Origin of the sequence: Collinsella sp. An2, assembly GCF_002160065.1 — a bacterium.
GTDB lineage: Bacteria > Actinomycetota > Coriobacteriia > Coriobacteriales > Coriobacteriaceae > Limicola.
Genome location: NZ_NFJW01000002.1, coordinates 1 through 13,365 on the forward strand (window position 1 = coordinate 1; position 13,365 = coordinate 13,365).

General features: G+C 64.0%; 9 protein-coding genes. 4 read left to right on the plus strand and 5 right to left on the minus strand.

What is annotated here, in order from left to right; genetic code table 11:
• Positions 1-452: 452 nt before the first annotated feature.
• Positions 453-1,529 carry a tyrosine-type recombinase/integrase gene (locus B5F33_RS01960; protein WP_158095281.1) on the minus strand — a complete coding sequence of 359 codons (1,077 nt, stop codon included), beginning with the start codon at positions 1,527-1,529 and terminating at the stop codon, positions 453-455.
• Positions 1,530-1,763: 234 nt separating this feature from the next.
• Positions 1,764-2,522 (minus strand): NAD-dependent protein deacylase, encoded by a 759-nt coding sequence (locus tag B5F33_RS01965; protein WP_087410126.1) that lies wholly within the window; start codon positions 2,520-2,522, stop codon positions 1,764-1,766.
• Positions 2,523-2,642: 120 nt separating this feature from the next.
• Here B5F33_RS01965 and B5F33_RS01970 point away from each other — a divergent pair, with 120 nt between their 5' ends.
• Positions 2,643-3,470, plus strand: a complete 828-nt coding sequence (locus tag B5F33_RS01970; RefSeq protein WP_087410127.1) for an exodeoxyribonuclease III — start codon at positions 2,643-2,645, stop codon at positions 3,468-3,470.
• A 111-nt stretch (positions 3,471-3,581) separates the two neighbouring features.
• On the opposite strand, the gene B5F33_RS01975 is transcribed toward B5F33_RS01970, so the two are convergent.
• Together B5F33_RS01975 and B5F33_RS01980 are read right to left on the minus strand one after the other, a co-directional pair.
• Entirely contained in the window at positions 3,582-5,588 is a 2,007-nt protein-coding gene (locus B5F33_RS01975; RefSeq protein ID WP_087410128.1) for a cation:proton antiporter, read from the minus strand.
• 292 nt (positions 5,589-5,880) lie between these two features.
• Positions 5,881-8,052, minus strand: coding sequence for a hypothetical protein (locus B5F33_RS01980; protein WP_087410129.1), 2,172 nt, complete (start codon positions 8,050-8,052; stop codon positions 5,881-5,883).
• 412 nt (positions 8,053-8,464) lie between these two features.
• Between B5F33_RS01980 and glmU the strand changes: the two genes are divergently transcribed.
• Positions 8,465-9,862 (plus strand): bifunctional UDP-N-acetylglucosamine diphosphorylase/glucosamine-1-phosphate N-acetyltransferase GlmU, encoded by a 1,398-nt coding sequence (glmU, locus tag B5F33_RS01985; RefSeq protein WP_087410130.1) that lies wholly within the window; start codon positions 8,465-8,467, stop codon positions 9,860-9,862.
• Between the two features lie 48 nt (positions 9,863-9,910).
• Positions 9,911-10,897 (plus strand): ribose-phosphate pyrophosphokinase, encoded by a 987-nt coding sequence (locus B5F33_RS01990; protein WP_087410131.1) that lies wholly within the window; start codon positions 9,911-9,913, stop codon positions 10,895-10,897.
• Between the two features lie 381 nt (positions 10,898-11,278).
• On the opposite strand, the gene B5F33_RS01995 is transcribed toward B5F33_RS01990, so the two are convergent.
• Positions 11,279-12,382, minus strand: a complete 1,104-nt coding sequence (locus B5F33_RS01995; protein WP_143757920.1) for a hypothetical protein — start codon at positions 12,380-12,382, stop codon at positions 11,279-11,281.
• 294 nt (positions 12,383-12,676) lie between these two features.
• On the opposite strand from B5F33_RS01995, the gene pth reads away from it, so the two are divergent.
• Positions 12,677-13,306 carry an aminoacyl-tRNA hydrolase gene (gene pth / locus B5F33_RS02000; protein ID WP_204214349.1) on the plus strand — a complete coding sequence of 210 codons (630 nt, stop codon included), beginning with the start codon at positions 12,677-12,679 and terminating at the stop codon, positions 13,304-13,306.
• The last annotated feature ends 59 nt before the right edge of the window (positions 13,307-13,365 follow it).

The window sequence follows — 13,365 nt, forward strand, 5'->3', positions numbered from 1 at the left end:
CTCAGGGCCCCCACGAGCGAGGCGGAGATGGCGAGCGCGACCCTCCTCGTGTGCTTCTTGTTGACGCAAGCTGTCATACGTCTTTCTCCTTCCATAAGGAACAGATAATCGCCAGTTATAGAGTTTAGTCCTTTTATCGCGGTTCTTCTAGCCATACGGCAAAAATGGCCACGACGGCAGACTAAGCTCCACCGGTGTAAGTTAGTCTAACACCGTTTTGCTCTTTGTCCACTTCTTTTTGATTTCATGGCCCAGTTTTATCGCCCCTCTTCACATATGTAGCTGCGATTTTGATGCTGAGAGGCCCGCTGGTACGCCCTTCGGCATACCTCTTTGCGCGGTTGGACCTTGTGCATAATAGCCCATTTTTCTCCCTGCAAACACAACATGTTGATTTATTTTTCGCTTTCTGACCATCATCTTTGTGTTTTGCACACTAACTGGCCCCGCGCCTAGCGCATTCCGACCTCTTCTTCCAACACATCGCGCGGATTGTGTTGTTCCATGATCTCGCGCAGCTTTGCCGATGAAACATATGTGTAACGTTCCGTCGTCTTCACCGAGCTGTGTCCCAGCAGCTTCTGTATGTATCGGATGTCCACGTCCTCCTCGAGCAGCGCCGTCGCAAACGAGTGGCGAAACATGTGCGGGGTGATATGCGTGGGCACGCCCGCCTCCTTGGTCCGCTTGAATATGATCCTGCGCACCGCCTGATCGGTTATCCGCCTTCTCGCCCTATTTAAAAAGAGTGCGTTCGTCTTTGGAACGCACCATGGGCTCAGCTCGTCCTGCCGGTCCTCCAGATAGCTCTCGAGCACCTCCCGCGTGGTCTTTGACCCCAGGATCATCACGCGCTCCTTTGAGCCTTTGCCGAAGATGCGCAGCTGCTGCGACGACATGTCCACGCTGTCCATATTGAGCGCGCAGAGCTCCGACACGCGAATGCCCGTCGCCACCAAGAGCTCTAGGATCGCCTGGTCCCGCAGGGCGAGGTCGGCCTCGTGCACGGTATGGTCCCCTTTGCGCTTCCTGCGCGCCAGCATGAGACGTCTCGAGTCCACGTCCAGGATGCGCTTGAGCTCTGCGGGCCGAATGATGCGCGGCAGCAGCAACGGCTGGCGAATGTTGACCTCGAGCTCCTCGAACGGGCTCATCTCTATATATTGCTCGCGCTTGAGCCAGCGGGTCCAAGCGCGAATCGACGCGAGCTTGCGCCTTACCGTGCTCGCGGCGTGGTTGGCATTCAGATGCGCCATGTATGCCCGCAGCCCTTCGCGGTCTATGGCCCCGCCCATGTCGGCAAGCCACTCGATGCATTGGCTAATGTCGCAGCTGTACGCCTTGATGGTTTTGTCGTCGAGCCTTCGCTCGTTACGGCATCGCGCTAGATAGGTGTCCAGGTAGGAGCCCTGCTCGACGCGCGAGAGCTCCGAAGAGGGCCTGGGTTTGCGCCGTGAGCCCTTCTGCCGCAGCCCCGACACCTCCGCGCCTGTCCGCCAATCGATACGCGGCTCTCGCTGTTGTGCCATGTTGCCTCCCATTCACGCAGGTGACCTGCGGCGCTATCGGGGCGCCGCGCCCGTCATGCAGAGCATGGGGCAACTATCGCGGCATTGGTCACGCTGCGGCGGCAGGAGGACAAAATTATCGCTCCTTGGTAGGAATATGCAGGATAGACGGCAAACCGCTATGGCATCGGGGCAGATATGGCCCCTGCCGAGAACGCGATGCGAACACGGCCCGGCGAGAACCTCGCTACCCCGCTAGAAGTCGAACGCCTGGGCGATGTCGCAGGAGATCACAACGTCCGCGAGCGCGCCTTGCGGCGTGGGGTCCCGGTTCACGATGACGAGGGCGTCGCCGCCGAAATAGCGGATGAGCCCCGCCGCCGGATACACAACGAGCGACGTTCCGCCCACGACCAGCAGATCCGCCGATGCAATGGCATCGACCGCACCCATCAGGACGTTCTCGCTCAGCGGCTCCTCATACAGCACCACGTCGGGCTTGATGTGCCCGCCGCACGCAGGGCACACCGGCACGCCGCCCGCGTCCTCGTGCTCTCGCGCCACGACCCACTCCGCGCCATAGACCGCCCCGCACGACTGGCATACGTTGCGATGCACCGAGCCGTGCAGCTCGTACACCCGCTTTGAGCCCGCCGCCTGGTGCAGGCCGTCGATGTTCTGGGTAACCACCGCGTCCAGCACGCCGTCGCTCTCAAGCTGCGCAAGCTTTCTGTGAGCCTGGTTGGGCTGCGCCCCAAGCGCGATCATGCGCTCGCGATAGAAGTCGAAGAACTCCGCTGGATGCGTCTCGTAAAACGAATGCGAGAGCATGGTCTCGGGAGGATACGCGAAGTGCTGGTGGTAGAGACCGTCCACGCTGCGGAAGTCCGGGATGCCGCTTGCCGTGGACACGCCCGCGCCGCCAAAGAACACGGCGTGCTTATGGTTCGCAAACAGGCGCCGAAGCGTCTCCTGGGCCTCATGGACATCGATGATTGCTGCTGGTTTCGACATAGAGCCGCCCCTTTCCCTGTGGGATGCCGGCAAACGCCCCGCTTCTCGTAGACGGATGCAGAGCGTCGGGGTACCATCCTTCCACAAGCACGATACACCCTCCCGACGAAGGAGTTATCCATGTCCGACGCATCCTCCCCCGCCCGCACCTACACGTTCGCCTCGTGGAACGTGAACGGCCTGCGCGCGGTCCTGAAAAAGGACCCCGGCTTTATCGAAATCGCGGAGTCGCTTGACGTCGACATCCTCGCGCTGCAGGAAACCAAGCTGCAGGAGGGCCAGGTCGAGGTCGACCTGCCTGGCTATCACCAGATCTGGAGCTATGCAGAGCGCAAAGGCTACTCCGGCACGGCCGTCTTCACGCGCGAAGAGCCGCTGTCGGTGCGCCGAGCCGACAGCCTGCTGCCGTATGCCGACGGAAGCGAGCTGGTGGCCACGGCCGCTACCGAAGGCCGCGTGTGCGCCCTCGAGTTTGACCGGTTCTGGTTTGTGGACGTCTACACGCCCAACGCCCAAAACGAGCTTGCGCGCATCGACACGCGCATGGCCTGGGACGACGCCTATCGCTCCTTCCTGCGCGGCCTTGAGGACGAGACCGACAAGCCCGTGGTCACCTGTGGCGACTTCAACGTTGCCCACGAAGAGATCGACCTCAAGAATCCCCAGAGCAACCGGGGCAACGCCGGCTTTTCGGACGAGGAGCGCGGGAAGTTCACCGAGCTGCTGGACGCCGGCTTCACCGACACGTTCCGCCTGCTGCACCCGGACGAGACCGGCGCCTACAGCTGGTGGAGTTACCGCTTCAACGCCCGCAAGAACAACGCGGGATGGCGCATCGACTACTTCCTGGTAAGCGACTCCGTGCGCGACCAGGTGCGCGAGGCTGCGATTCGCAACGACGTCTACGGCAGCGACCACTGCCCGGTCACGCTCACCATCGACCTCTAACGGCGCCGACGCGAAGCGGGCGCGGCGCCAACACGCAACAGGCCCGCACCAGACATGAGAAGCCCCAGGGGACTTGCCGCACGACGGCACCTCCTGGGGGCTTACTGCGTTCTAAGCGCTGAGCAGGGCTTCCGCTGCCTCAAGGGCCTCGGCTGTGCCGATCATACCCACGCGGTCACCGGCCTCAAGCACCGTCCCGGCATCCAGAAACAGCTCGATATCGGTTCCGCGCCGCAGCGCGACGGCGTTTGCGCCGGTGCGGGCACGCAGGTCAAGCTGTGCCAGCGTGCACCCCGCAAGCGGGCAACCCTCGCCCACCGATATCCAGTGCAGGTCGACCTCGGCCAGCGACGCCACCAGGCGCTCAAACGCGTGCATGCGCTTGCCCTGGGCCCCATCGCCCAGCGCCTCGTATCCGCTTGCACGTAGATCGTTCGCATAGTCCTGAATCTGCTTGGGTCGATACCCCAGATCAAGCATCGTATGCCGCATAAGCTCGATGCCGCCTTCCAGCTCGGGGCGCACGACGTCGTCGGCCCCGGCGGCCACGAGTGCTGCCACGCCGTCCTCGGTCTCGGCGCGCGTCACGATGCGCAGGTTCGGGGCAAGCTCACGCGCCTCGCGGGCGATCTGCTCGGCCGCTCCGTCACCATTGCCGGCTATCACCAGCACGCGCGCCGTGTCCAGATGCGCATGCGAAAGAATCTCGGAGTTCGCGGCGTCGCCCACCAGCACGGAGAGGCCATCGGTCTCCGCCTCCTCGGCAACCTGCAGCTCGCGCTCGACCACCAGACAGGGGATGTCCAGGTTCTTCACGACCTCGGTCACGCAGCGTCCGGCGTGCCCATAGCCCACAACCACCACGTGGCCGCCCAGGTTGTCCGCAGGCGGCTCGAAGTGATGCACATGCCGCTCGTAGAGGCCCGACAAGCGCTTATGGCCACGCATCCAGTCCTCGATGGGTCCGATTCCCTTAAACACAAACGAGTTGAGCGCGATCGATACCACCGCGCCCCCCAGAATGAGGCTGTACTGGTCGGCCGAGAGAATGCCCAGCGACATACCCGTCTGGCCAATGATGAACGAGAACTCGCCGATCTGCGCAAGGCCTGCGGCGACGGTAAGCGAGGTGTGCAAGCCCGCCGAGAGCACCGTGCCCAGCACCATGTTGATGAGCCACTTGCCCACAATGATGAGGGCCACAAGCGCCACGAGCTCGGGCAGGTGCGCCGCCAGCGTGGCGGGATTCACCATCATGCCCACTGACGCGAAGAAGATGATGGAGAACAGGTCCTTGAAGGGGATGGCCTCGGCTGCCACGCGATGCGAAAGCTTGGAGCCACCCACCACGACGCCGGCGAGAAACGCGCCAAGGGCCACGGATAGGTCGAAGAACAGCGAGGCGGCCATGGCGGTGCCGAGGGCAATGACTACCACGGCAAGCTGGAAGAGCTCGCCGGGGCAGAAGCGCGCGATGCGCGTGAGCAACCAGGGCAGCACGCGCGAGCCCACGACCAGCATGAGGGCCACGAAGATGACCGTCTTCGCCAACGCCTCGGCAAGACCGGCCGCAAGCGCAGGGCCCGAAACCTCGCCGGGGCCAAAGAGCACCGGCAGCACCACGAGAATCACGACGGTCGCGAGATCCTCCACGATGAGCCATCCCGTGGCGACGCGGCCGCCATGGCTCTGGTAGAGCCCGGCGTCGGTAAGGTTTTTGATGAGCACCACGGTCGAGGCGATGCTCACCGACAGGCCGAGCATGATGCCCGCCTCGGCCGACCAGCCAAACGCCATGGCCAGCGCATAGCCGGCAAGCGTTCCCGCCACGATCTGCAGAATGGCGCCCGGTATGGCGATGCCTTTGACTTCGAACAGGTCTTTGAGCGAGAAGTGCAAGCCCGTGCTGAACATCATGAACATGACGCCAACCTCGGAAAGCTGGTTCATGGCGTCGGAATCTCCGATGAAGCCGGGCGTAAAGGGGCTGACCACCATGCCGCCGACCAGATAGCCGACGATGGGTGGGAGCCGCAGGGCTCGTGCCACGATTCCGCCGACAAACGCGGCGACAAGCGCGAACACGAACGTCATGAGAAGGATGGTATCTCCGTGCATAGGACCTCCGATGGGGTCGGGGGTGGACGGCGGTTGCCGCAGGACAAGAAGCATTGCATCGTCTGAGGTACCGCCCCGAAGATATGCGAACGAAAACGCCGCAGACACCCTGGGTGCACCATTTCGACAAGGCGCGGGTCCTGTCATAAAGGCAGAGCCCGCGCCAGACGCAACAAAACGCTAATTGACATTATGTTTACCCACGTTTTGGACAGGATATTCCAAGAATCCGCAGGTATTTGGGTATACCGTGCATCTAGGTGGGCAGCAGCGACCTCAAACCATGAAAAGGCTACCGGCTTCGACCCGAGCGAGAGCGCGACGTCTTCGAGCGACCGGTCGCTTCTTCGCCCTGTCGCCAGGCGACGACCCCCTCATCGATCTTGGCACGATTGCCTCGGTTTCGAATGGCGTAGTAGGCACCAAATCCTGCAGCGAGCACCAGCACGCCGACACCGAGGCCTGCGCCGTTGGGCAGCATAAGCCCCGAACCCATAACCGTGTCGAGCCCCTCCGAGCCGCCCACCGGGGTGGCCACAGCCCGGTGGGCATCGGGCGAAAGCGCGACGATGGCGCCGCCTGCCGCACAGAACATCGAACCATCGCGATTCGCCACCGGAGCCGGGCTCGCAACAGACGACGCCTCAGAGGCGCCCTCCCCTGCAGCTGCCTGCGGGGCAAGATCGGCCCGTCGCTCGACCGTCGCTGCTGCAAGGCCCTGGTCTGCAGCAAACGTTGCGATGTAGAGGCCGCCGTCGCTGCCCACATATTGCAGCTCGATGGTCGCCTCGCGCCCGTTCTCGCCATAGACACCGGCAAACAGGCCGCCCGTCGCACAGGGCGCCGCGACCGAAGCCGTTACCTGCGGCGCCGCCGGCGCGGCAAAGCAGGCGTCCGAGCCTGTCGACGTTCCTTGCCCGACCTCGGACGCGTTGGCGTCCGCCGCCTGCGTCTCGCGCACACGCTCAACATCTTCGACGGCCTGCGAGAGGTCGAGCTCGACGAGCTTGGTCTCGGCGACGGCTGCCCCTCCGGCGGCGGTCTCTTCGGTAGCGCTCGCTGTACCGTCGCCGCCCGCAGCTTCACTGCCGCGCGCCTCGCCGGCGGCGCTCGTCGCGCCACTGTCGCCCGCGGCTTCACTGCCGCCCGTCGCATCGCCATCGCCCGACGCCTCGACGACCAGATAGGCGTCTCCGCCCACGACAACAGGCCGAATGTTGCGCGCGTCCCCATCGATGCGGCACGGCTCGCTGAAGCCCAATCCCCCGTCGGTCACGTCCACAACGCGCGCCTCCGACACCGGCGTCGAAGACGCCCCGTCCTCCGCCGACGCTCCCTCAACAGATGCGACGACCACGAAAATCGAAGGGTCGCCCGCACCCGTAGAAACGGCTCCGATGCGACCGGCCACAGGGCCCGCCTGCTCCAGTTTGGCCAGGGTCTCCCCTGCTTCGTATCCAAGCAGGTATAGCGTTGCATCTCCCCGGCAGAACAGCAGGCCGTCATCGGTCGCATAGAGCGAGAGGTCGGTAGCGCCAGACGCCGACGAGCCCGCAGTGGGAGTCGCAGAACCCTCGCCCGCAGCATTGCCCGCCGCCGATCCTGCGCCGCCTGGCGTCACCGTCCAAAGCAGGCTGCCGTCCAGAGAGGAATAGGCGGCCATCACGACATCGCCGCCCTCGCTCGACTCGGACGCGTCGGCACCCTCGGCGGCAAACGCGACGTACACGCAGCCGTCGTGCTCGGCGATATCCGAGCTTACGGCCCACGACGACCCGGCGGGCGCCGGCAGCGCCTGCGTCTCCCACGCCTTCATCAGATCCTCGTCGTATGCCACCAGCTGGCCCGACTCCGTGGGCACCACGAGCACGCCATCGACGAACGCGGCGCCAGACTCCTGCGGCATCCGGGAAGGGAGCTCGGTACGAGCGAGTTCGGAGCCGCTTGCCGCATCCAGCTTGAGAATCGTCGTGCCGTACGCCACATACATATAGGTGCTCTGACCCGCCTGCCGCAGCGCCAACATGGAGACGGCCGCCTCAGACACGGCCTGTACGGCGCCCGCGTTCTCCGACGCCGACGCATCCACGCCACCGACCTCGCCTTTCGCCGATTCCGCAGCCGAGCCTTCGATCAAAGCCGACAGCGTGACGCGCCACGCCTCGTCGCCCGAAACAGGAGCGCTTACCGGCACGGCACCCGGAGCTATGGACTCCGCCGCCGTGGTCGCATAGCCCGGCCACGCGGTATAGGAATCGGTAAAGGTCGAAGCCGCAGCGTCTCCGTCGGCCGCCGCGCTGTCGGCAAACGCGTTCGGTGTCGCAGCGGGTCCCGTCGCAAGAACCCCGGCCACAAGAGCGGCCGAAAGGGCGAAGGCGCTCGCAAGGCCCGCGGCCCTCGCCCGCGAACTGCGGGCAGTATCCGCACGCCCGGCACGACGCTTCGTCCTGTTGTCTCGGAACATCGGCTCCTCCTGTCTGCCACATCTGCGCCAACAACAAGCGCCCTGGTGACGAACTGTTTCTCCCAGTGTACCCGCGGTGTCCTGCAGTGCACGTTAAAGCGACGCTCACCATGCTTTTCGCGTGCTTATTCGCTGGACGTTTCTCAAGAGCCGCCGCATTCCCGCAGCGACAGCCGCTCGCTGCGGTATCATCTGTGGCAAAACCGGGGAGGGCAACGGTTAGGCTGGCGGTTCGCGCGCCTACGGGGACAGTCGGCCACGCATGTGGACTGGCAGCCTTTGGCTGTTGGAAGAAGCTTGCTGCCGCACGGCAGCACTGGTCAACGAGACATGACGCGCCATGCGCCAATTTCCAGCTCGACCACAAGCACGCTGACCCCCGGCGACGACAACGACATCGACTGGGGGATACATGGAGGCAACCGCCATCATCCTTGCTGCGGGCGAAGGCACCCGCATGAAGTCCAACCACGCCAAGGTCTCGCACGAGATTCTTGGCAAGCCCATGATCTGCTGGGTCGTCGACGCCGCGCTCGCCGCTGGCGTGACCCGCGTGGTCGTCGTTATCGGCAGCCACGCAGACGAGGTGCGCACGCTGCTGGAAGCCTCCTACGGCACGCGCGAAGACGCCCACATCGAGTGCGTTGAGCAGACCGAGCGCCTGGGCACCGGTCACGCCGTGCGCGTGGCGCTGGATGCCACGGGTATCGACGCCGGCCCCGTTGTGGTGCTCAATGGCGACCTCCCGCTGATTCAGCCTCAAACCGTCGAGCAGTTTGCCCAGTCGGTCGCCGACGGCTCCTGCGCGGCTTCCATCCTCACCTGCACCCCGCCCGACCCCTTTGGCTACGGGCGCCTGGAGCTCGACGAGCACGGCGACGTCGTGCGCAACATCGAGCAGAAAGATTGCACGCCCGAACAGGCCGCGACCCTGCTTGAGTGCAACATGGGCTGCTATGCGTTTGACGGGGCCCAGCTGGCGGCGCATATCGGCGAGGTCGGATGCGACAACGCCCAGGGTGAGTACTACCTGCCCGACATGATTGAGATCCTGAGGTCCGCCGGCCAGACCGTGCGCATCTGCCACCTCGATGACTATCGCGAGGCGCTTGGCGTCAACAGCCGTGCGCAGCTCGCCCAGATCACCGCCATCGCGCGCGACCGCGAGAACGAGCGCCATATGGCCGAAGGCGTCACCATCATCGACCCCACCAGCACCTGGATCGCGCCGGGGGTCACCATCGGCCGCGATACGGTTGTCTGGCCGCTTACATTCCTGCTCGGCGACACCCATGTGGGCGAGGGCTGCGTCGTCGGCCCCAACACCCGCCTCACCGACTGCCGCGTGGGCGATGGCTCATCCGTCGAGGAGACCGTGGGCATCCAGGCCGTCATCGAGCGCGAGGTCTCCGTGGGCCCGCGCGCCTACCTGCGCCCCGGCGCCCACATACTCGACCACGCCCATGTGGGCACGCACGTCGAGATCAAGAACTCCACCATCGGCGAGGGCTCCAAGGTCCCGCACCTCTCGTACATCGGCGACACGCAGATGGGTGCCGGCGTGAACATCGGCGCCGGATCCATCACCTGCAACTACGACGGCAAGCACAAAAATGCAACCGTAATCGGAGACCGTACGTTCATCGGTTCCGATACCATGATGGTTGCTCCTGTTCACATTGGCTCCGACGTCATCACGGGCGCCGGCGGCACCATCACCAAGGATGTTCCTGACGGCGCGCTCGCCCTCGAGCGTACCGAGCAGCACATCGTAGAGGGTTACACCGAGCGCAGGCGCGCTCGTCTGTAGCGAACAACGCTAGGGCAAGGCAGTCCACAACAAAAGGAGAACGGGCAGATGCCAACACAGGACCACAAATTGACCCATCAGATGTATAAGACGCTGCGTCTGTATTCGGGGTCGTGTAACCGGCCGCTTGCGCAGAAAATCGCTGACATCCTGGGTGTCGAGCTCTCGGGTCTTGCCCTTGAGAAGTTTGCGAACGGCGAGATCTACGCCCGCTTTGACGAGTCCGTTCGTGGCGCGGACGTCTTCCTGGTGCAGTCCATTGCAGGAGCCAGCGTCAACGACATGCTGATGGAGCTGCTGGTGGCCACCGACGCCGCCAAGCGCGCCTCGGCCCGCACCATCACCGCGGTCATCACCCACTATGCGTATGCGCGCCAGGACCGCAAGGCCGCCCCGCGCGAGCCCATCACCGCTCGCCTGGTGGCCAACCTGCTTGAGCGCGCCGGTGTCGACCGCATCATCACCCTCGACCTGCACCAGGGCCAGATCCAGGGCTTCTTCGATATTCCGGTGAACCAGCTGTCTGCGCTGCCGCTGTTTGGCGACTACTACAACGCCATGGGCTTCGACACCGACAACCTCGTGGTCGTCTCCCCCGACGTGGGCCGCGCCAAAGCCGCCAAGATGCTCTCCGACATGCTGGGCTGCGACCTGGCCATTGCTCACAAGGGCCGCCCGCGCCACAACGCCGCCGAGGTCATGGGCATCATCGGTGACATCGAGGGCAAGACCTGCATCATCAACGACGACATGATCGACACCGCGGGCACCCTGTGCGCCGGCGTCAAGGAGCTCAAGAAGATGGGCGCTGGCGACATCTACGTGTGCGCCACGCATGGCATTTTCTCGGGTCCGGCCATCGAGCGCCTGAACAACGCGCCCATCGTCGAGTGCCTGGTAACCGACTCCATCCCCGTTGAGGTGGGCGGCAAGATCAAGACCATCTCCGTGGCCCAGGAGTTTGCCGACGCCATCAACGCCGTGTACGAGGAGCACTCGGTTTCCAAGCTCGTCGGCGGCGATTTCGCTCTGTAGCGGAGGTTGTCGCGGGGCCTGTACGGGGCTGTCGCAGGGCTGGCGCGGGGCCGTCTCGGCACCGGCGTCTCGCGTTGCCTACGCGCCACCGTCGCGCCGCATTCCCGCCACCTTCGCGGACTTGGCCCGCCACGATGAAGGCCCTCAGGCTTGGACCGCCACGATGAGGCAATCTGTTGCTAACGAGCCTCCCGTCATTGCTTCCACGCAGCGCCGGGAGGCTTTTTCTATCGTTCTGACAGCGACGGGCATCGCGCCTACCCCACGGGCCGAGGCACGGCAACCGACGGGAAATGCGCTCTCTCCTCCAATCCAAGCGCGGCAATCAGCAGAGATTCCGCACGCAACCCTTCGCGCGAGACTGACCCTCTGCCCCCTCGATCAAGCCGGAGGCAGGCCGACGCTGCGGCGCAGGCCGTCCAGCAGCTTCGCCTGACGGGCACCCTGCTCCTGCGTTTGACGCTGAAAACGACGTCCCGCCGACCGATAGATAGACCGGACCATCGCCTCAAGCGCACCCAGATCCCTCATCTGACCTTTGTTGATAACGATCACTCGCACGCCCATGCCGCGCAGACCGTTGCTGCGTCCCTCGTCATGAATGTGCGCGTTCTCCGCCTCACGCCCAACGCCGCTGTATTCGACGTCGGTCTTGGCAGCCGGTATATAGGCGTCGCACACAGCATACGGGACGCCGGACGCCATGTTTGTCGCCTGCGTATCGAAATCGATGCGGTGGTTCAACTTCATGCCGCCCTTTGGCAGCAGGCGGCATCCAAACCCGCCGTGGCGCTGCGGCAGCCCCAGCTGACCAGCCATAATCGCCTCGGCCGGAGACGCCGCCCCGGGCATAGCGAAATTCACTACCATCTGAAACGTGACGTCCTTGCTGCCTCTGCTCAGCCGGGAAACGCGACGAAGCTCCTGAATCGTTGTCGCAGGCATGCAGACAGAGTGCTCTTGCTCGACCGGACGCACCGGCCGCGCGTGGTCGGCTTCGCGGAGCTCTCGCCGAAGGCGCTCTGGCCAGACTTCTCCCCACTCGATATCCCATGTCGCCTCGGCTGGAAGGGTATAGGTCCCTAAGAACTCCGTCACCAGCATGAACACCTCGGCAAAGCTCTTGCCTCGCGCGTATTGCATGGCCGCCAAGGCGGGAGACGCACAGTACAGGCCCGGCAAGACGCGCATGAGCATGCCCCGCTCCAGCTCGCGGCTTTGAACGCGACAGCGAATGCCCTCCCGCTTGCGTCGCGCCAAATCGTTTCCAACCAACACCTGCAGCTCTTCGCCAAGCTCATGGCCGAAGAACCCCTGGCGTTCCAGCTCGGCCCAATCGATTCGCGCCTTGTTGGGAACACAACTCTCGAGCGCGCGCTTAATCTCGATGCGCCCGACCGACGTCCACGGCAGGCTGCGGTACCGCTGCCGCGCCCATCGAATGGCTCGAATGGTAGAAATGCCTGATAAAACCAACGCCCCCACTGCCAAACGCCCCCAATCTCCCACCTGTGCCCGACTATAGACGCATCGGCTGAAACCGACGTCCGAGCGGGCTGAGCGGTCGCTCAGCGCTTGTGGGCGTACGCCGATTCTCTGTCGAGGTTTTCAACAACACCCCACGTCAGAGGGCTTGTTTTTTCGATCTTGCCGCCTGAGGACGCCTGAAATTGCCTTCGCTTGCTGCCCTCCATAGCTCATTCAAAACGGGTGAAACCGTTTGACTTTGACTGTTCCCGCCATCAGTATGAATAGGTCAAACAACGAAAGGAGGCCCGCATGGCAGCTGCGCAGCCGGGCAAGATCCGCATGGTGGCCGGCCTGGGCAACCCGGGGTCCGAATACGCCGAAACCAGACATAACGCCGGGTTTAAGACCGTTGACGAGCTGGGTCGCCGTGCCGGTGTGGGCTATTGGAAAAACCAGCTGGGCGCCGAGGTCGCCGTCGTGAAGGTAAACGACCCCGAGGAGCCCGGATGCCAGCGCGATGTGGTGCTCGTCAAGCCCCAGAGCTTCATGAATACGAGTGGTGGTCCCATCTCTAAGCTCTGCAAAGAATACGGTGTAAGCGCCACCGAGCTGCTTGTTGTACACGACGAGCTGGACATTCCCGAGGGCGATGTCCGCGTGAAGGTCGGAGGCGGACACGCTGGCCACAACGGCCTGCGCTCGATTATCGACAAACTGGGGAGCCGAGACTTCAGCCGCATTCGCGTGGGAATCGGCGATCCTCCGGGACGCATGCCCGTAGCCGATTTCGTACTCAAGCAGCTGCGCGGCAAAGAGGCCGAAGCCTTTACCGACACCACCATGCGCGCGGCCGATGCCTGCGAGCTCGCGCTGACCCGCGGCGTGGTGTTCGCGCGTGACCATGTTAACGGATCCGCAGCGAGCAACGGCAAGCACTAGCCAAGCAGCGAACGGCGAGCCTGCAGCGTTGGCGTGGTGTCGAACCGGTTGTTCTCGTC